Source organism: Streptomyces sp. NPDC001922 (genome assembly GCF_042891165.1).
In the GTDB taxonomy this organism is placed as follows: domain Bacteria; phylum Actinomycetota; class Actinomycetes; order Streptomycetales; family Streptomycetaceae; genus Streptomyces.
On sequence record NZ_JBIASV010000007.1, the window covers coordinates 232610 to 252238 of the forward strand.

Annotated in this window: 12 protein-coding genes, 1 pseudogene and 1 CRISPR repeat array; of the genes and pseudogenes, 7 read left to right on the plus strand and 6 right to left on the minus strand. The window is 69.2% G+C overall.

All coding sequences use genetic code 11. The annotated features are described in order from the left end of the window. Positions 1-484 precede the first annotated feature (484 nt). The gene (locus ACFYYR_RS14920; protein ID WP_388852002.1) at positions 485-907 is read right to left on the minus strand and encodes a hypothetical protein; all 423 of its coding nucleotides are present in this window, start codon (positions 905-907) and stop codon (positions 485-487) included. A gap of 301 nt (positions 908-1208) precedes the next feature. Here ACFYYR_RS14920 and ACFYYR_RS14925 point away from each other — a divergent pair, with 301 nt between their 5' ends. Beyond that, entirely contained in the window at positions 1209-1364 is a 156-nt protein-coding gene (locus ACFYYR_RS14925; protein ID WP_388852005.1) for a hypothetical protein, read from the plus strand. A gap of 588 nt (positions 1365-1952) precedes the next feature. Here ACFYYR_RS14925 and ACFYYR_RS14930 read toward each other — a convergent pair. Beyond that, positions 1953-2081: a hypothetical protein gene (locus ACFYYR_RS14930; protein WP_388852008.1), complete on the minus strand. Its 129-nt coding sequence runs from the start codon at positions 2079-2081 to the stop codon at positions 1953-1955. A 292-nt stretch (positions 2082-2373) separates the two neighbouring features. On the opposite strand from ACFYYR_RS14930, the gene ACFYYR_RS14935 reads away from it, so the two are divergent. Then, entirely contained in the window at positions 2374-3738 is a 1365-nt protein-coding gene (locus tag ACFYYR_RS14935; RefSeq protein WP_388852011.1) for a glutamate decarboxylase, read from the plus strand. A 390-nt stretch (positions 3739-4128) separates the two neighbouring features. Then, positions 4129-4272 (plus strand): annotated as a pseudogene (locus ACFYYR_RS14940) (IS110 family transposase); the annotation flags it as partial. A 196-nt stretch (positions 4273-4468) separates the two neighbouring features. Then, positions 4469-4681: direct repeats of the CRISPR family, unit length 30 nt; unit sequence CCGCTCCCCGCACCCGCGGGGATGAGCCCG. 5 nt (positions 4682-4686) lie between these two features. Here ACFYYR_RS14940 and ACFYYR_RS14945 read toward each other — a convergent pair. Then, the gene (locus ACFYYR_RS14945) at positions 4687-4998 is read right to left on the minus strand and encodes a hypothetical protein (protein ID WP_388852014.1); all 312 of its coding nucleotides are present in this window, start codon (positions 4996-4998) and stop codon (positions 4687-4689) included. Positions 4999-5243: 245 nt separating this feature from the next. After that, the gene (locus tag ACFYYR_RS14950) at positions 5244-6671 is read right to left on the minus strand and encodes an FG-GAP-like repeat-containing protein (protein ID WP_388852017.1); all 1428 of its coding nucleotides are present in this window, start codon (positions 6669-6671) and stop codon (positions 5244-5246) included. 1897 nt (positions 6672-8568) lie between these two features. Here ACFYYR_RS14950 and ACFYYR_RS14955 point away from each other — a divergent pair. Next, complete coding sequence (locus ACFYYR_RS14955; RefSeq protein WP_388852536.1) at positions 8569-11175, plus strand: SdrD B-like domain-containing protein; 2607 nt, start codon at positions 8569-8571, stop codon at positions 11173-11175. Positions 11176-11477: 302 nt separating this feature from the next. Beyond that, positions 11478-12158 (plus strand): hypothetical protein, encoded by a 681-nt coding sequence (locus tag ACFYYR_RS14960; protein ID WP_388852539.1) that lies wholly within the window; start codon positions 11478-11480, stop codon positions 12156-12158. A gap of 7 nt (positions 12159-12165) precedes the next feature. On the opposite strand, the gene ACFYYR_RS14965 is transcribed toward ACFYYR_RS14960, so the two are convergent. Beyond that, positions 12166-13509 (minus strand): right-handed parallel beta-helix repeat-containing protein, encoded by a 1344-nt coding sequence (locus ACFYYR_RS14965; protein ID WP_388852020.1) that lies wholly within the window; start codon positions 13507-13509, stop codon positions 12166-12168. 88 nt (positions 13510-13597) lie between these two features. On the opposite strand from ACFYYR_RS14965, the gene ACFYYR_RS14970 reads away from it, so the two are divergent. Next, positions 13598-14755, plus strand: coding sequence for a Dyp-type peroxidase (locus tag ACFYYR_RS14970; protein WP_388852023.1), 1158 nt, complete (start codon positions 13598-13600; stop codon positions 14753-14755). Between the two features lie 421 nt (positions 14756-15176). On the opposite strand, the gene ACFYYR_RS14975 is transcribed toward ACFYYR_RS14970, so the two are convergent. Then, the gene (locus ACFYYR_RS14975; protein WP_388852025.1) at positions 15177-16301 is read right to left on the minus strand and encodes an MFS transporter; all 1125 of its coding nucleotides are present in this window, start codon (positions 16299-16301) and stop codon (positions 15177-15179) included. Positions 16302-16674: 373 nt separating this feature from the next. On the opposite strand from ACFYYR_RS14975, the gene ACFYYR_RS14980 reads away from it, so the two are divergent. Then, on the plus strand, positions 16675-19413 hold the full coding sequence (locus tag ACFYYR_RS14980) for an AAA family ATPase (protein ID WP_388852028.1): 2739 nt from the start codon (positions 16675-16677) through the stop codon (positions 19411-19413). Positions 19414-19629 lie beyond the last annotated feature (216 nt).

Consider the following 19629-nt stretch of genomic DNA (forward strand, 5'->3'; position numbering starts at 1 on the left):
GGGGCCGGCTGACGGTGTATCGCTCGATCGTGTCCGGGCTCTGTGGGCGCGTCGCGGCCGAGCTCACCACCGTCGTCGGCGAGGGCGAGGCCATTCATCTTCCTGGGCGACGGGCGCCCTCCCTCATGACGAGGACCGCTGACCGCAACGACGGACCGAATGCGTCGAGGCCGCCCGGGTGCTCCGGTGCCCGCCGGTGGCGCCCGCCACCGGATGCTGGACCTGCTCGACGGTGAGCTGACGGTCCACCGCGGCCTCGAGTCCGGAGCGTCGGAGGAGATGTGCAGGTGGGCGCCCGGTCGCTGGGGGAGGCAGGCGGAGCGCCGGTCGTGCAGGTTGAGGGTGACGCGGCGGCTCCTGGCCTGCGGCAGGATCTCGAAGCGCCCCAGGCGGACTGCGTGGATACCCGCCCCTCGGCGACCGCGACGAGCCCGGCGCGCTGTGGGTCACCGACGCCACCGCTGTTCGCAGCGATGATCCTGCGCTACGTCGAGTCCCTCCCCGTGCACTCCCGATCCCGTCCCCGCAGCAGGGCCGCCGACAGCAGCGCCGGGCCGACCGCGTTGACTGCCGAGTGCGGCCATGACCAGGCGAGACCCATGCAAGTCGCCCAGGTGAGCTGGACCCCCACATTGGCCATCGAACAGAGCAGGACCGACAGGGCCAGCGGACGGATCCCGAGTGCCCACAGACCGATCCAGAACCCCAGCAGGGTCAATAAGAGCCATGCCGCCATGCCCTCGAACGGGTAGAGCGTGAGGCAGAACTCGCCGGGAGCGCTGTCACATACGCGTCTGTTGGCCGCGTCGCCCCAACGATTGGCGGCAAGCCCGGCGGCAGCGACAACGGCACCGAGCGCAGCGCTTCCCAGAACCCTGAGGGAGTAATTAATACTGTGGCGAGTCACGGTAGTCGGCATCTCCGGTGAGAAAAGGAAGGCGAGATCGTGCGGGCGCCCTGGGCCACCCCCGGCCGCCCGTGCGATGAGACTGGCAGGGTGGCTCCTGCGTGCAGCGGCCCGGTGGCGGTCATGAAGTCGGCGTTCGCCACCAGTTGTCCGGTCAGATCCTGGAGTATGCGGGTTCGTCGAGCAAGGGGTGGGTGCAGGCCGCTGTGCGCGACGGGGCCAGGACGGTGCCGTCGTTGCTGAGCCGGTCGAGCCAGGCCCGGGAGATGCCCCCAGGTGACGATGATCCGGTGGCAGGGCCTTGGCCTGGGTGGTGGAAGTGCCGCTGGACGAGCGGCGGTCGCTGGCCTTCGGCGGCGCGGTGGGCAGCCCGTGGTCGGGTGACCTGCTGCTCGATCACCGCCAGGCGCTCGAAGACGACCTCCGTTCCGGGTGCGTCCACGGCGCGACGCGGTGACCTCCTTGGCCGGCGCGGAGAACATATGGATCCCGCTCTGGTTCCAGTCGGAGACGACAAGGATCCGCACCGTCCGGTGACCGTTCGTGGCTGAGCGCAGCGTTGCTCCATGTCTGACCGGCAGCCCGTTGAACCCGCTGCCCGAGTACACCGGCACGCCGTACGGGTCGGCGACGAGCTGATTGGCCATCCCGGTGTCTCGCAGACGACCTCCAACCGGTGGTCCAGGACCACCCGGCACGGAAGTGGTCGGACCCGGTGTCGGAGCTGACCTGGGCAAGGCTCACTGTGGCGACCTGCTTGGCTGGCAGCGCCGGACTTCTGCCAGAGCGGGGTGTCTGCCGCGGTGATCCGTTCGACGACGTGTAACACCTTCATGGACGGGTGCCACCCGCCGGATCAGCTCCCCTTGCACGCCGTAACATCTCTGCACGTTCAAACGTGCGAGGACTGCGGCCAAGAGCAGGCTGCCAGGTTGTGCGAAGCGTGCGGCTAACGGCGCCGGACCGAAGCCCCGATTGTGGGAAGCCGGACTGGTCGCCGCGACCTGGACCGCCGACCTGACCGACCCCCACGACGTTGCCGCCGTCACCCCCACGTGCGAGCGACGACGGAGGGCCGGGGCCTCGTTTCCACGTGCTCGCCGGAGGGCTCCAGGTAGGCGATGGCGACGCCGTAGCCGTAGCCCTCGTTGCGGGCGGGGAGCGGGTACAGCACGCATTCCTCCAGGAACACGTCGGCCCGCCAGAAGGGGCGCCCGGGTTGGCCTGGTCGAGGCGTGGGGGGTTGGGGTTCACCTTGCGGCGGGCGGCCATGCGACGAGGTCCAGCCGCTTCCTGGCTCGGCGTCGCCACCGAGCACTTTCGGCACACCGCCGCGTGGCGGTCAATCCTCCCTGAGGGCCCGCCGCACAACAAGTAGTCATCAAGGTGCGCCGTTCTCGTGAACCCCGAGCCTGACCCGAGGTTCTGAGCCTGGCTTTCGCTCTGGAAAGGATTGAATCGTCGGCATGACCAAGAGAGACGTCGCGGCCCTGTTCGGAAACCGATTCCTTACCGAGCCCGCTCCCTCGGAAGCCTTCCCTGAGGAGGGCATGACCGCGACGGACTCCATGAGGCTGCTGGGTGAGGAACTCGTCATGGAGGGGGACCCGCAACGTAACCTCGCCACGTTCGTCACCACCTGGATGGAGCCGGAGGCGCAACGGATCATCGCCGAGAACCTCCACCGCAACTTCATCGACCACGCGGAGTACCCCATCTCCGCCGAGATCGAGCAGCGCTGCGTGCGCATGCTCGCCGACCTCTTCCACGCACCGGGCAAGACCACTGGATGTCGGACCCAGGGCTCGTCCGAGGCGATCATGCTCGGCGGGCTGTCGCTGAAGTGGAAGTGGCGGGAGCGCCGCCAGGCGGCCAACCTGTCGGTCGACCGGCCCAACCTGGTCTTCGGCGGCGACGTCCACGTCGTGTGGGAGAAGTTCTGCCGCTACTTCGACGTCGAGCCGCGGATCGTGCCGCTTGCTGAGGACAAGTACACGATCGGCCCGGAGGACGTGGAGCCCCACCTCGACGAGAACACGATCGCCGTCGTCGCCGTCGTCGGCACCACGTTTACCGGCCACAAGGACGACGTCGTCGGGATCGACAAACTCCTGCGGGACGTCCACAAGGAGCGGGACCTCGACATCCCGATCCACGTTGACGGCGCCAGTGGCGGCTTCGTGTGGCCCTTCCTCTACCCGGACTCGGAATGGGACTTCCGGCTCGAGCGGGTGCGCTCGATCAACGTATCGGGACACAAGTATGGCCTCGTCTACCCCGGCATCGGCTGGCTGGTCTTCCGCGAGGAGTCCGACCTGGCCAAGGACCTCGTGTTCTACGAGAACTATCTGGGCAAGACCGACGCGACGTTCACGCTGAACTTCTCGACCGGCGCGTCGATGGTGCTCGCCCAGTACTACAACTTCGTGCGGCTGGGTCGTGAGGGCTACACCTACGTCATGGAGACGATGCAGAGGAACGCCCACGCGTTGGCGGACAATCTGCGTAGCAGCGGCCGCTTCGAAGTGATCGGCAGCGACCTCGAGCAGCTGCCGCTGGTCGCTTTCCGCCTCACCGGCAAGCATGCCTACGACGAGTCCGACATCGCCTGGCAGCTCTCAGCCGAGCGCGGCTGGATGGTGCCGGCGTACACCCTCCCGCCCAACGCGGAGCGGGTGAAGATCCTGCGTGCCTTGGTCAAGGAGACCCTGAGCCGCGAGCAGATCGAGCGTCTGACCCAGGACATCGCCGATGCATGCGACACCTTGGACCAAAAGGGTGCGACCAGCCAGGTCGAGCGGGCCCAGGTCAAGCGCGGCACCGGCTACTGAGAGGGAATCTGGTCAATGTTCATGCGGTTGTGCGCCGGATTTCTGTTTCGATTCGCCAGGTTGGTGCCGATTCCCTGGTGAGCTCGCGGTGCCACACCTCACCGCCGGCTGCTCACCCGGGAGGTCTACCCCGTTATCTTTTTCGTGGTCCTGCAAGAGGGCCGCTGGCCTCCGGGCCCGGCATGGCTGTTGCCGCCTGTCGAAGGGATGACCTGGGGGGTGGTGTCACCGGGTCCGAGGGGTGCCGTCGGAGACGCTGATCAGAGGCCCGACCACTGCCCGGCCGGGCGCAACGCCCGGCCGCATCCGGACGGCAGGTCTGCATATCGTGGATGCGCGAGAACGGCCCCGCTTTCGAGGCCGGCACGCATCGACGCATGTGGGGGCACGATGGTCGACATCGACGGGGTAGGCGTCTTCCTGGGCCTGGGCGTCGGCAAGCACGCACATCACGGCCACGGACTGACCCCGGCCGTGAAGAAGGTATTCGACAAGCCGCTGCCCAACAGCGAACCGAAGCTGAGGGCGGTCTTCGGCGTGGGGAGCCGCGCCCCCTGACGGGGCATCTTGGGGGGCCTGGCAGTCTCACCTGAGGAACCTCGGTTGTGAACACGTAGTCTGTGGCATGGAGGCATCTCAGGCGAACGCATTCCCTTCTGTCCTGTATGCCTTTTCTCTCATCCTTGCTGAAACAAGCGTCGCCCCTTGATGAAGGTGCAGCTCACGAAGACCGCTCCCCGCACCCGCGGGGATGAGCCAGCGAGTTAGTGGTTACTGGCATCAGTAACGCCCCGCTCCCCGCACCCGCGGGGATGAGCCCGCAGCCCGGCTCGACGCCGACCCCTACGCCCTCCGCTCCCCGCACCCGCGGGGATGAGCCCGGAGCGGACCTGGCCCAGAACACGCTCACGCTCCGCTCCCCGCACCCGCGAGGATGAGCCCCTTCCCTCAGGCCCTGCCTACTGGTCTTTCGCGGCACACCGGGACGAGCTGCGACGGGTACCCCTTCGCCTCCACCTGCCAGGGAGCAGCGACCCGCGACGGCCGCTTCAGGTGGTTGATCGCCCGTTCGACGGTGTTGCGCTTCTTGTAGCGGTCCTCGTCGAAGCCGGGTGGGCGTCCGCCGCGGGAGCCTTTGCGCACACGGGCGGCCTGGCTGTCGATCTTCTGCGGGTTCGTGTGCCGGATACCGCGTCGCGGCAGGTACTCGCGGCACGGCCGGTTGCTGTAAGGCTTGTCGGCCGCGAGGCTGTCCGGCATCTTGCGGGGTATGCCCCAGCCCAGCCTGCGGCATACGGATCTTCTCCAGGACGAGCTTGAACTGGTTGCAGTCAGCCCGCTGGCCCGCGGTGACGATCAGGGGCAGCGGGCGGCAGCATCCGTCCGCGCTCAGGTGGAGTTTGCTGGTGAACCCGCCGCGCGAGCGGCCCCGGCCCTCAGCTCCAACAACGAGCCCACCAGCCCGACAAGCACGTGATCTGCCGAACAGGCCCCAGCGTGCGGGCCTACTTCGCCGGGTTCGTCAGCTCCGTGCCGAAGCGGCCCTTCGTCGCCGGGGAACCAAGGTCACTCGGGTCGATGAGTGACGAGTCCTTGGCGCTCAGCCCGTCGGTGCCCGCGTACAGCAGGGCCGCCGCGCCGACGCCCTCGGTGCGGTTCGGGATGCCCACGGCCAGGTCCGCCTTGCCGTCACCGTTGTAATCGGCCGGCGAGACGGACGTACCGAACTTGTCGTTGCCCTCCATGGAGCCGGGGACGCCCTCGGTGTCGAGCGAGAAGGTCTGCGTCCCCTCGTCGGTCAGCCAGTTCTCGGTGCCCTTGAGCACGTTGATGGCACCGGCGTTGTTATAGCCTCCGGGCGCCTCGGCGCCGGTGTTGCTGACCACCAGGTCGTCGTGGCCGTCGCCGTCGAAGTCGGCGAGCCGGATGGCCTCGCCCTCCTGCGCCTTGCCTTTCCAGTCCACCGGCTTGTCGGAGTCGAGCCCGTCGGCCGTGCCGGGGTAGGTACGCAGCTTCTGCTCTTGCGGACCGTCCGAGAAGCCGGTGTCCGTGACGACGTCCTCCTTCCCGTCGCCGTTGATGTCGCCGACCACCGGGCGGTACTGCGCGAACGGCAGTGGGATGTCCTTGCCCAGCGGCGTCTTCTTCAGGCCCCCGGATGAGCCGGGCAGCACGCCGAGTGTGCCCTCGTCGGAGGGCGAGTCCTGGGAGGCGACGGTGACGAGATCGGCGTAGCCGTCCCCGTTGATGTCGCCGGAGGCCAGGTGCTCGACGCTGACGCCGCCGCCGGGCGGGGTGACGCTGGTCATCTTCGGGGCCGCGGTCTGCCGCAGGTTCTTCGCGCCCTTGACGAGCTGTACCTTCTCGCCGTCGGAGATGGCGATGTCGCTGAGGCCGTCCTTGTTGTGGTCGCCCACGGCTATCTGGTCGCCGAAGTGCGCGTTGGCGGTGACCTTTGGTGCGTGGAAGGCGATGGCGTCGCCGGACAGGCCGCTCCCGGAGCCGAAGACGATCGTGACGGAACCGGCCTGCGTAGTGCTGCCGATGGCCTCGTTGTTCGCGGCGACGACCAGGTCGGCGTAACCGTCCCCGTCCACGTCGCCACGCACCACGGTCGAGCCGAAGCCGTCCTTGGCCTCCGGGGTGCCGGGCACGCCCGCGCTGGCCTGCGTCAGCGTGCTGTGCCGCTTGGTGTCGACGCCGCCCTTGGCGCCGTAGGTCACGCCCACGTAGCCCGCCTTGGACTTCCCGGAGACAGTGCCCTCGGGCGCTCCCACGCCGAGGTCGGCGTGGCCGTCGCCGTCGAGGTCGCCCTGGGTGATCTTGCCCGGCTCGGCAGCACTCGTGGAGGGCTGGTCCTGGCCCCGCCCGTTCCCGTCCGTCACTGCTGCCGTGGCCCCGCCGGCCGCGACCGCGACTAAGGCGGCTCCCACAGCGCCTGCCACCATGCTCCTGGTTCGGTTGCGCATAAATCCTCCAACGGATAACACATCGGTCGCCCCTCGGATCCGTCCCCCTGGGTTGTGGGCCCGGTGGGACGGAAGGGGTTACAGAGATAGACGGAAACAAAAGCGGGACGGTTGCAGAGTGAACAGAAAATAACTCGGTCCAACACATTCGCGCGGCGCACGGCAACTCCGTTCCGGGGCAACGCACTTGGTGCCTACCGTCCGCCCCTCGATTTACTCATCCAGGCCGCGCAGCGATGGTCGACCAGCGTTCCGGTGATGCTCAACCGCCTGCCCCGGCGACCGGTCTTCGGTATATGCGGTACGAGTCGTGCCCACTCATCGTTCGTCAGACCGCCCCGCCCCGCCTCAGGTTCATACGGCCGCCGGTTGCGCCGATGACCGGTCGCTGGCTCCCTGGCTCACCTGTGGGCTCCTGGGCTGCCGGCGGGAGCCCACGGCTGACCAGCCGCAGCCGCCTCTCCGAGGACGGTACCCGCAGCTGAGTGCCGTCCTCGGTCAGGAAAACGGTGTCCTCGCCCTCGACCCGGCAGGGCAGAGGACCCTGCACTCGGAGCGCTGTACGCCTCTTCGAGGGCGGCGTCGATCAGCAATTGTTCCCAGCCGCCGGCCGCAGCCGCTTCCACCCGCGGCCAGTCCACATCAGGACCTCGATTCCCACACCCACTGCGCCAGCCCATGTCAGGGAGCCCCGCCGTCTGCCGGCTTCCGAGCTCTGGCCGGCGTAACGCTGGGGGCGGAGGGACCCGACGTGGGGCCACGGCGTCGGCCGCGGCCGGGCGGCATGGACGTCTACGTCTACGAGATCACTTACCCGGGACCGAGGTGCCGGCGAGCGTCCCGCGCAGGGCTCGCAGCCCAGCAACACGAGCGACAGTGCTCAGCCCGTTGTGACTGAGTGCCGTAGTTGGCGATTTGAGCACCGTAGTTGGCGGGCGAGGTTGCGCCGGGATCACGAGTGGATCCGATTGGGGAAACTCGACAGCCACGCACCATGCCGCTCTCAAGGAATATCGCGGTCAGCTCATGCCACAGCTCGACGTCTGACCATGGCCCCGCGCGTCGTCGATGCTCAGGAGCGGACCAAGGAGCACGGCCAGTATTGATGCGCGACGTGGATCCCCTGCCGGGCGCCGGGTAGTCCAGGTGACTGAACGCGGCAACTTTGAGCCGATGGATCCTATCGCGGTGGCGGGCGGGGGCGTGGGTACGGTGCCCTGGCAGGACGTCCCGAGGACGTCCAGTACCTGTTGTGGGGCATCCGTGATCCATTCGCGTTCGGATCCGCTTTTAATAAATATGACACCCAACAATCATTCAGCAGGCGAACCGTGGACCAATCGGCTGCACAACGCCCCTGTGTGGCGCGTGCGTCCCAGACGCGTCACCCGGGCTGAACGCACCCGACGGGACCGGATCCGACCATTACGTCGCTGTCGCACATACTTCCGATCACCATTCTCTGGGCGCTCGGGGGTCATCGCGGATCCCGATGGATTCCAGGGGCTCTACTGGTGACGGCGAGACTCCTGTGGATAAGATATCGCGCGCTGCTCGCGATAGCGGTCGGTGAGGTCGGCGGTGGGGGCAAGAGTACCGTGGTTGAGCTGCAAAAAGACGCAACCCGACGCGGTCCCGCTCAAGGCTCTGAACACGCGTTCGCTTTTCCTGGCCCACGGCAGTTACGGCTCGCCCGCAATATCCTCAAACGATCAGCACAAAGTTGTTCACGCAGCAGCGGTGGGCCCTTTTTCTTTTCCGTGGCGTTCGCGGCCGGCATCCGCGCGCCTGGGGCCACTGGACGTGCGGCGAGAAGCGGGTGCTTCGTTTTCACGACAAGAGAAGTGTGGAGTGTGATGCCATGAACCGAGTCGGCAGAGACTCACGCCGGTCGGCCCGCAGGCTTGCGGGGCCGCTGGCGCGCATAGGGTTATCTGTTCTCTTGCTGGCAGGCGGCGCCGTAGGAGCGACGGCTGGATCGGCCGCCGCTTCGACCGCAGATGGCACGCTGACGGTTGAGGTGCTGCGCGACTTCTTCGGCACCGGCGTGATCAACACCACGATGGACGTGCCCCAGCGGGGCATGAAGGTGGAGATCTCCGACCCTGCTGGGCACGTTGTCACGGGCGTCACCGATGCCACCGGAAAGGTCGTGGTGGCGCAGTCGACGGTGCTGAACGGCGGCCAGTACCGCGTCGACGTCAGTATCCCGGCACCGTACAGTGACTATCTGAGGGCGGCGCCCGCGTCGACGGCGGAGAACCACTTCAACAGCTTCACTTCGTTCGTGGATGTGTCGGACGGAAAGAACGCCTCGGTGGTGACGGGGGTGTGGGATCCGGCCGACTACGCACTGCCGGACTCACGGTATTTCGTACCGGTCCACAACGGCGCCAACGGGACGGACACCCGGGCGTTGGTGGCGTTCGGGACGAAGACCCGGGGCACGTGTCCCACCGATGTGGCGTGCCCGGACACGCTGGCCACGCAGGACCAGGTGGGCACGACGTTCGGGTTGGCGTACGACAAGGACCGGACCCAGCTGTTCCAGAGCGCGTTCGCCCGCCGGTACGCCCCGTACGGGCCGCAGGGCGGGGGCGCGATCTACACGGTGCCGGTCAACGGCTCGGGTGCGCCACAGCTGTTCGCGCGGGTGCCGGACGCCGCGGTGACGCAGCACGACACCGCCAACATGATCAAGGATGCCGGGTTCACCGACGCGCCGGGCAAGGAGAGTATCGGTGGCCTGGCCCTGTCGGAGGACGGCTCCACGCTGTACGCGGTGAACTTGCGGACCCGCAGCCTGGTGAGCTTCGACGCGACAGGGGCCACCGCCTCGGAGCCCGAGGCGACGGTCCCGATCCCGGACCCGGGGTGCGCGAGCCCCGGCGACTGGCGGCCGTTCGGTCTCCAGGTCCACAACAACACGCTGTACGTGGGCGGCGTGTGCAGCGCGGAGAGCACGCAGCAGCGCGCGGACCTGAAAGCCTTCGTCTCCACCTACGACGGCAAGCGGTTCACCACGGTGCTGAGCCACCCGCTCACGGACAAACGCGGCAGCGTCTTCGGTTCCGGCGACAAGGCCACCCACTGGAACCCGTGGAACACCAGCCTGGACACGTGGGACGACCGGAAGTCGGGCGGCGTCTTCATCGATCCGCAGCCGGAGCTGGCCTCCCTGGCCTTCGCCCGCGACGGCTCGCTGATCCTGGGTTTCCGCGACCGGTTCATGGACGTGCTCAGTTGGGGCGGGCTGGACCCCCGCCCGGGGAACGACACGGCGGAACACGCCATGTCCGGTGGTGACATCACCATGGTCTGCGCCACTCCCACCGGTGAATACCAGTGGGAAGGCACCGGCAGTTGTCCCAACCACGCCACCCCCGCCAACAATGGCGGCCAGGCCGCCGATGTCGCCGAATACTTCCCGGGCGACTTTTACGCCAACGCGCACCAGGAGACCGCGCTGGGGTCGGTGGCCTATATCCCGCAGCAGCAGTGGGTCGTCAGCACGGAGTTCGACCCGGTCGTCAACGTCGCGACCTCAGGGACCGGGTACCACGACATCACGACCGGTCAGGGTCCGGGCAACAACCCGGCCGCCAACGGGTTCCAGTTCGTCAGCGGGGTACAAGGCGGGTTCGGCAAGGCCGGCGGGCTCGGTGACATCGCGTACGCGGCGGCGAACGCGCCGATCCAGATCGGCAACGTCGTGTGGTTCGACGGCGACCACAACGGGATCCAGGACCCGGGGCACGTGCTGCTGCCGGGGGCGACGATCAACCTGCTGGACGCGGACGGCAAACAGGTCGCCACGACCAGGACCAATGCCGCCGGCGAGTACTACTTCGGTGGTGTCGGCGCCGAGTACGAGCTCACGCCGGGCGCGAAGTACACGGTGCAGTTCGACGTGTGCACCGCGGACACCGGCAAGGTGCCCGACCAGCCCCCGGCGAGCGAGCTGCGGTTCACACTCCCGCGAGCCGGTGCCAACCGTGCGCATGACTCCAATGTGACCCCGCCGACCACCGGGCCATTGTGCAACGGTTCCGTGCCTGTCACGGCGCCGGACAAGCCGGGCGGCGTCGATCACACGATCGACGCCGGGGTGTACATCCCGAAGGCAACGCCGACTCCGACTCCGACGGATACCGCGAACCCGACCCCATCCCCGACCGATACCGCGACCCCGACTCCGACCGATACCGCGACCCCGACCCCGACCCCGACCGATCCCGCGCCCCCGACCTCACCACCGACCCCGGCCCCGACCTCACCACCGGTCCCGGCCTCGCCGCCGTCAGGCGCGCCGCCTGCCAACCCGGCCCCGACCGGCGGGAGCAAGGGTCCGCTGGCGAACACCGGTATGACCGGGCTGCCACAGGTGATCGCCCTCGTCGGTCTGCTGGTGGGTGCGGGTCTGGCCATCGCGTTCGTGAGCCGGAAGCGTCGCGCCGAGAAACACTGAACGAAGCGAACAACAGTGATCTGCCTGCCCGCGATCCGTATGGCGCGGTCAGGCAGATCACGTCTCGGCCGGTCCACGAGGGCCGGCCTTCAAGTCGTCTGTCACCGGACTGCCGAGGGTCGCCGCGACCGCACGGCGGCCGAGCGGTGTGGTGATTGAGAGGGTGAATCAGCAGAGTGTCAGCGTCGAGTCGCGTGCGGAGCGTGACAAGCCGGCAAACTCGACCAGGCCGTGCGGCTGACCGGGGCCGAAGGTTGCGGCCCCGCTGGGCGGCAGCCGTCATCGGCGCAGCGGCCGTCGCGGTGGCCGCGTTCCTGGTCGCCGACGGCGGTTCTGGCCCCACCGGTCCGCGCGCCCTGACGTCGGATGAGGTGAACCGGCTGGCGATGACGCGGTTCCGTAACTACGAGGCGCACGGCCGCGCGTTGACGATCACCGTGCCGGGTACCGCCGGAGGACTGATCGTCACCGGGTCCGTCGACTACCAACGCAAGATCGGTTATGGCGTGGTGCACGGCACCGGGCGCGACACATCCAGCGACGGGCTGATCGAGTGGACGGCCACCGCGGTGTTCGTCCACCCGATGGCGAACGCCCCGGCGCACGCACCCGCGTCGCCGCCCCGCTCGGGCTGGTACAGCCGTCCGCTGCAGTCGTCCGGCAGCTCGCTCGACAGTTCGCTGGCCATCGCACTCAGCCTCGGTATCGACCGGCCGGACAACGCCGAACTGCTGCCGCAGAACGGCGCCGCCTGGCTGGGACGAGACCAGGTGGACGGGCATCGGGTGGACGTCATGACCGGGCCGTCCTCCCGCGACCGCTCCGGTACGGCGGACAGGGTGCGCTACTGGGTCGGCTCGGACGGCACCATGTACCGGGTCCGCATCAGCGTGGGTTCCGGGTCGCAGCCGGTGGTCATCGATTTCGACACCCACAAGTACGTTCCGGTCAAGCCGGTGCCCGGAGTCGCCCCGACGCGGTAGCCGCTGTTCAGGACGTCCGCACCCGCGCGTCCGTGGCGAGCAGGGACGCCGGCGGCAGCGGGATGCCGGCCACGTCCGGCAGGGCCGGAACGGCTGGGACGGCGGTGGCGCCCGTAGTGGTGGCGTGAGGGAACTGCGGCTGTCGATCAGGCGCCGCGACCTTGGTGAACGGGATGCCACCGGGTGCCGTCCGCATCGCCCACCTGCCGGCCGGCGAGGGCGACTTGGCGGGCAGCGGACAGGACGCGGCTGTCGCGAGCCGGGCGGGCACCGTGGTGCGCAGATCGTTGCCACGCAGGCAGTTGCCCCGTCCCCGCGTGGCGGTGGGGAACATCCAGCCGACGTCGACGCCGTTGCGGGTGAACGTGTTGTCCATGATCCGGTTGCCGACCGACGGAATGTCGGCGGTTGCGGTGATCACCAGCCCGGCGTTGCTGTTGTCGGCGATGCGGTTGCGGACGAACTGGTTGTCGCTGCCGCCGTCGATGCCGATGCCGGTGCCCCACCCGCCGTCGGCCTGCTGCGGGGTGGCCCGCTGCTGGTTGGCGGCGATCAGATTGCCCGCGATGACGGCGCCCCGCTGCGGGAGCAGCTTCTCCTGGTGGTCGGAGTTGGTGGTCAGGCCGACCCGGTTGCCGACAAGACGGTTGCGGACCACATACATGTCGCCGCCGGCGTTGGTGCCTTCGTAACCGACCGCGTTGAGTTCGGCGACGTTGTCCCGCACCACGACGCGACACGGCTTGCACTGCCCGACATAGATCCCCGAGTCGGCCCCGCCTGACGCGTACGAGTGCTCGATGACACCGTCCTGCGCGGAGAACGCGTAGATGCCGTACAGACCGTTGCGGGTCGCGGTCACATACGAGACCAGGAACGACTTCAGGAAGGTGACCGGCTCATCGCCGGTGTCGTAGCCGCCGCTCTGCCCCGGCAGACCCGCGGCCGCCGCCGCCGAACCGGTGACCAGCACTCCGTTCTGCGTGTTGTTCTCCACCGTCAGGTTCTCCACGGCCACTCCGGGCGCCGCGACGACGACACCGTTCGGCTGCCGCAACCGCCCGTCGATGACGACCCTGTCCCGGGACGCGCCGCGAAGAGTGATGCGAGCCGTGTCGATCTTCACCGACTCGTGGTACACGCCAGGAGCGACCAGCACCAGATCACCGGGCCGAGCCAAGGACACCGCATCCGAGATCGTCGGGGCATCGGCAGGCACTCGGATCGTCACATGTGCACCGGTCGGTCGACGGCCTTTGCCCGATCCGTCATCGCCACCGCCGCCGCAGCCGACCACAAGTGCCAGCGTGCCCAGTACCGCCGCCACCACGCGAAAAGCTAATCGAGGCATGATCGCAGTCTGGCAGAACGCCCAATTCCACGCCGTAATTGGTGAGATCGACCCGCGCACACGATGCGGATGTGGCACTCTGCACCCCATGCATCGAGCCGATCACCGTCCGTCGCGCCGCGCGTTCCTCGATGTCACCGGCACCATGGTGGCCGTCGGCCTGACCGCCGGGTGCGCATCGGACTCCGCCCGGCCAGGCCGGCACGCCCCCACCGCACCGGCCACGCCGACGTCGGTGGTGGCGACGGGCCGGCATCAGGCAGGCATCACGCTCCCCCAGCCGGCCCAGCGCAACCTGCTGGCCGTGGTGGCCGACCTCGGTGCCACCGTGGCTCCCGGCCCGTTACTGGACGACCTGGGCCAGGCCATCCGCTCACTCGTCGCGGGGAACGACCCGCGGCTGCTGGGCCTGCCACCGGGCGACCTCACCGTGACCGTCGGCGTGGGCCCCCGACTGGTGCGCACGGCCGGTGCCTCGCTGCCCGGCGCGGCCGGCCTCCCGCGATTCTCCCGCGAGCGGATCGCTCCGCGGGCACGCGGCGGTGACCTGCTGATGCAGATCTGCGCCAGCGACGCGCTGCTCCTGCCGGTCGTCGCCGCCGCGCTTGTGGACCAGGCCGGTGACCGCATCCACGAACGCTGGCGGCAGTCCGCACGCCGCGGTACGAACGTGCCCGTCGGCAACGGCCTCACCGCGCCACGAAACCCGCTCGGTTTCATCGACGGCATCGTGGGTCCACATACGACCGCCGAACAACAACGCGACCTGTGGCTGGCCGGGCCCCCTGCGGTCGCCGGCGGCACCCTTGCCGTACTGCGGCGCATGGAACTCGACCTGCCCCGGTTCGCCGCCCTGTCCGTAGCCGAGCAGGAAGCGGTCTTCGGGCGGCGCCGGGCCAGCGGCGTCCCCCTCTCCGGCGGCACCGTCGCCTCAGGCCCGCAACTCGGCGCCAAGACACCGGACGGACGCTATCTCGTCCCCGCAGACGCCCACGTACGCAGGGCGAACCCCTCCGTGGTCGGCGCCGGCCTCATGCTCCGCCGCTCCTACAGCACCGACGAGCCCGCCCCCGGCCTGCTCTTCATCAGCTTCCAGAACGACCTGCGGACCTTCACCGCCACCCTCACCCACATGGACACCTCCGACGCACTGCTGCAATTCACCACCACAACCGCCAGCGCGACCTTCCTGATCCTCCCCGGCTTCGACCGGCAACACCCACTCGGTTCCCAGCTGTTCGCCTGACCCCGTTATCTCTTTCGCGGTCCTGCAAGAGGGCCGCTGGCCTCCGGGTCCGGTATGACTGTTTGCAGCGGCCCCCGGGCAGCGGTTTCGGAAGGCACATGCAGGCCCTGACCGCATGCGGTGCGGCACCAAGCCTTATTTGGACTGGGGCGGTTCAGTGGGCAGACCTGTCCGCCGAGGCGGGAGCGCTTCCGGAGCGTCGCACCTCCGAGGACATCGCTTGTGCGGAGGGAGAACGGGTGCTCCGCCCGGCGCAGCGTTGACCCGGGTTCTGAAGCACGGTCTGGGATGCCCCCGCGGGCCCGGCCCACACCTGCCCGGGCCGAGCGGAGCGCCATCGTGGCCCGAGCCGCATCGCGTGGCAGATGCTCCCAATGTGGCATGGGTCTGCGGTGGGGGTCACGACGCTTGCTGCCCGCTGTCAGTCCGTCTGAGGCGGCCGACGCAGGAGGAACACGCCCACGCCGGCCGACAGCAGAATCACGCAAGCTGCGAAGACCAGACCCGCGTCGCGCAGCCCGAGAGCCAGGGCGAGCGCCCCGACCCCGACCACCGGCAGGGAGATTCCGACGTAGGCGACGACGAAGAAGGCTGAGATCGTCGCGCCACGGCGATCGTTCGGAGCCACCGCACTCACGCTGGTCATGGCCGCGCGGAATGCCAGGCCTTGGCCGAGGCCCCCGACCACTGCGCCTGCGACCAGCACCGGCAGGGACTCCATCAGGAGGGAGGACGCCACGATGGCCATGCCGGCCGTCAGGACGAGGCAACCGGTGGGCAGCGCGCGACGCACGCCCACCCGGCCCATCAAGGACTGGCCGACGGTGGACGAGCAGAACGCCGAGAAGACGACCACGCCGGTAACGGCGAGATTGTGCTCCCCCAGGACCTGGGAGATGAAGCCCGGCGCCACTGCAGTGAACAGTCCGAGCAGAGAGAAGCCGGCGAACGCGGCCAGCCCGGCCGGTACGAACGCTTCGCGCGTCTCAGGAGGTACGACCATGCCTTGAGGGCGCAGCGGCGGGCGGGGAGTGCGGCGCGCCACTGTCTCCGGCAGGGCGCGGGTGACGGCGAGGGCCGCCACGAGCAAGGCGATGTGTACGAGGAAGGGCAGTCGAAGCGGCCAGGGCGCATACTGCGCCAGGAACCCGGACAGCAGCGGGCCGCAGCCCAGGCCGCCCATGTTGGCGGCTGTGGCGGCGAATGCCGCCTGACCGTGCAGCTCCGGGGGTGCCAGCTCCAGCACGGCAGCCGTCGCGGCCCCGCTGAGGAGCCCCGCGGAGAATCCCGAAAGCAGCCGCCCCACGAACAGCAGCGGCAGCCCGCTTTCACCCAGGAAGCACACCGCGCTCAGGACCGACAGGCCCAGAGCGAAGAGCAGCACCGGGCGTCGGCCCAGAATGTCGGAGAAGTCACCGGCGACCAGCAGTGCGGCGATCACCCCGAGCGCGTAGACCGCGAAGACCACGGTCACGATCAGTTCGGAGAACCCGATCTGTTCCTCGTAGAGCCCGTACAGCGGGGTCGGGAGCGTGGTCCCTGCCATGCCGACCGCGAACACTCCTGCGGCCGCGAGGTACCAGCCTCGCGCACGACGTTCACCGGCCTCCCGAACGATCACGCCGTCAATCTAGCGGGACAGATGGCCCCTGACGTGTCAACTCGGCCTGGGACGACATCGCTGCCCGATGCCGGAAGTGTCGCCGAAGCGGACTCACCCCGCCGGGCGGCCACCCTGTGAACCCTTCCGGCCTCATAGCTGAAAGATGCCCTCCCGGAACTCGTGAACGGCCGCTAACCTGAGGATCGTGCCTTTCGGTGGCATGTGCTGAAACATCCGATTGTTGCGGGAATCCCGCCACCTCCACGCCCTGGGGACGGGCGCGGATGGCCCCTGTGGAGCTCGGGGACATGGGGAGGTGGGTGCGGTAGACGGCCGGAATGCGACTGAGCTCGTCGGGCGTCGGCAGGAAACTGAGCTGCTGGGTCGGGCATTGGACCGGGCCAAGTCCGGAGCGGGCGGGTGCGCCGTGCTGCTGCGTGGCGGGGCGGGCATCGGCAAGACCGCGCTGCTGGCGTGGGCTGAGGAGCGGGCGCGTGCGGCCGAGTTCATGGTGCTCCGAGCCATCGGCACCGAAGCGGAGACGGAGTTCGCCTTCGGTGTGCTGCACCAAATCCTGTGGCCGCTGCTGGAGCGCTCCGAAGGGCTCCCGCCGCACCAGCGGGAGGCGCTGGAGAGCGTCCTGGGCGTACGCGCCGGGATGCCGCCCAGCGGGTTCACCGTCGGGGCGTCGGCACTCGCCCTGCTCGCGGAGGCTGCACGCCGTCGGCCGCTGCTGCTTCTGCTGGACGATCTGCACTGGGCCGACTCCTCCAGCGCCACGGTGTTCGCCTTTCTGCAGCGGCGGTCCGCCGAGCTCCCGCTGGTGATCCTCACCGCGAGTCGCCCCGGCGGCATGGCGGTGGAGGCGTGGTCGGCCCGGCTCGTCGAGGTCGAATCCCTTGGCCATGCCGACTCGGGCGCGCTGTTGAAGCGATGTCATCCGGGACTGGCGCTCGGCACCGCCGACCGGGTGCTGGTGGAGGCGGGTGGCAACCCGCTGGCGCTTGTGGAGCTTCCACGGCAGTTGAACGAGGGGCAGCGCAAAGGGGTCGTACCGCTGCCGGAGCGGCTTCCGCTCGGAGAGCGGCTTGACCGGCTGTTCGCCGAACGGCTGCGCGCGTTGTCCCCGGCAGCCAGGCGGGTGCTGCTGCTGGTGGCGCTCGCCAGCGGTGCTGTGGCGGGTTCCGCCGGCGCCTGGCTGCGTGCAGCGGGGGAGGACGCGGAGGACGTCCTGGAGCACATCGAGGCCGGCGGCCTGGCGCACTTGGACGCAAGTGGGAGGCTGACGTTCCGCCACCCATTGGTGCGGAGCGCGGTGGTCTCCGCGGCCACGAGGTCCGAGCGGCGTGAGGCGCACCGGACGCTGGCCAAGGGTTTGGTGTCCGATGATCCGCGGCGCCTGGTGCACGAGGCCTCGGCCACGCTCCTCCCGGATGAGGACCTGGCCGCCCGGCTGCACGAGGCCGGCCTGCGGCTCTCACGACGCGGCGGCGACGCGGAGGGAGCGCTGCTCGTGGACCGGGCCGCGGCCCTGAGCACCGACCCGGCGGACCGGGCCAGGCGGCTCACGTGGGCCGCGGTGATGGCCGCCCGCAGCGGTCAACTCTCCTACACGGCACGGTTGGTGACGGAGCTCAAGAGCGGGCCGGTGCCGCCGGACATCGCGCCGCTGTTCGCCTACGCGGTGGTGTATGTGGACCAGAGCCACAGCGTTGACTTCGAGTCGTCCTTCACCCTGTTGCCCGGGGCCCTCGACGCCTTGGCCGAGCCGGGCGCGGAGGCCTTCGGCGGCTTGGCCGAGCAGGTGTACTTCAAGCTGCTGCTGGCCGCCACCTACACCGGTGACCCGGGGGCCTGGCGCGTGCTGGAGGAGCACCGGGAGAAGGTCTCCGACCTGGCGAGGCTGTGTCACCGGGCGTGGACCGACACGGCCCGTACCGCGCACGCGGTGCCCGCGGAGTTGGGCGCATTGGTCGAGCAGATGAGCGAGGAGCAGGAGGCGGGCGCCGCCTGGCTGCTGCTGTGGACCGCTTCCGCGGTCGACGTTGCCGATGGCCTCTTGTGGCGGCGCTTCACCGGACAGCACGGCTACGCCACCCAGGGCACGATCGCGAAGGCCAAGTGCTACCACGACTTCCTGCGTGGCCGCTGGGACGCGGCCCCTGACTGCCTGCGCGAGGCCGAGGCCGCGGACGAACTCGGGTATCACTGCAACGCGCTGTTGTTCCGGCACTACTACGCCCACTTCCTGGCCGGTCGGGGCGACGAGGCAGGGCTGGCAGAGATCGACCGGCGGATCAGGCCGGTGGCGGCGCGCGCCCGTATGCGGTTCGTCACCGACCACCTGGACCATCTGCGCGCTCTGGCCGCGCTGGCACACGGCCGGTACGAGGACGCGTACTGCCGGCTGGTGAAGATCACATCACCCGGCGTCCTGCCTCCGGGGCTGCCCTGGTTCCACCTGCCGTTCTTCGACCTCGTCGATGCCGCCGTCCATACCGGGCGACGACGTGAGGCCCAGGCGCACGTCGCGGCCGGGCGGGAGGCGCGGATCGGGGAGATCTCCGGGCACCATGCCTTCTTGCTGGCCGCGGCCACCGCCCTCGCGGCGGCTGATGACGAGGCGGATGACCTTTACCGGGCCGCGTACTCCGTTCCCGGCGCCGACCAGTGGATCTTCGAACTGGCCCGGCTGCGGCTGGCCCACGGCTCGTGGCTGCGCCGCCGCCATCGCGCGGAGGCCCGCGATGTCCTGAGTGAGGCACACCAGGTGTTCCGGGAGCTCCACGCCGGGCCGTGGGCGCAGCGCTGCGCGGAGGAACTTCGGGCCGCCGGGCACTCCGCGGGAGCGAGCGTCCCGAACGGGCAGGGAACGCCGCTGACCGCCCAGGAGATGCGCATCGCCCAGCTTGCGGCAACCGGTCTGAGCAACAAGGAGATCGGGAACGCGTTACGGCTGTCCCCGCGGACGGTGGGCGCCCATTTGTACAAGATCTTCCCCAAGCTCGGCATCTCCTCCCGGGCCGCACTCGCCCGGGCGCTGAAGGGTGACTGAGCCGGGCCCCTCGACTGACGACTGAGGTGCCGTCGGGCGCCGACAGTCAATTGACCTACCGCCCGTGCTCGGGCGGGGTCCAAGCTGAGTACGAGTCAGCGCGCTGGGCCATGGGAGGTGGGCGGCGAAATGGGTGATGACGCCCGCGTCCGCTGTCGACACGTCAAAGGCTCGTAGTGGCGGATCGCGGTGTGCTGGGTACTGGCCGCTGGTACC

Excerpts from the sequence above, each read along its gene's own strand:
- ACFYYR_RS14935 (WP_388852011.1), top strand. The coding sequence starts at position 2,374 with ATGACCAAGAGAGACGTCGCGGCCCTGTTCGGAAACCGATTCCTTACC.
- ACFYYR_RS14945 (WP_388852014.1), bottom strand. The coding sequence starts at position 4,998 with ATGCCGGACAGCCTCGCGGCCGACAAGCCTTACAGCAACCGGCCGTGC.
- ACFYYR_RS14955 (WP_388852536.1), top strand. The coding sequence starts at position 8,569 with ATGAACCGAGTCGGCAGAGACTCACGCCGGTCGGCCCGCAGGCTTGCG.
- ACFYYR_RS14965 (WP_388852020.1), bottom strand. The coding sequence starts at position 13,509 with ATGCCTCGATTAGCTTTTCGCGTGGTGGCGGCGGTACTGGGCACGCTG.
- ACFYYR_RS14970 (WP_388852023.1), top strand. The coding sequence starts at position 13,598 with ATGCATCGAGCCGATCACCGTCCGTCGCGCCGCGCGTTCCTCGATGTC.
- ACFYYR_RS14975 (WP_388852025.1), bottom strand. The coding sequence starts at position 16,301 with ATGGCAGGGACCACGCTCCCGACCCCGCTGTACGGGCTCTACGAGGAA.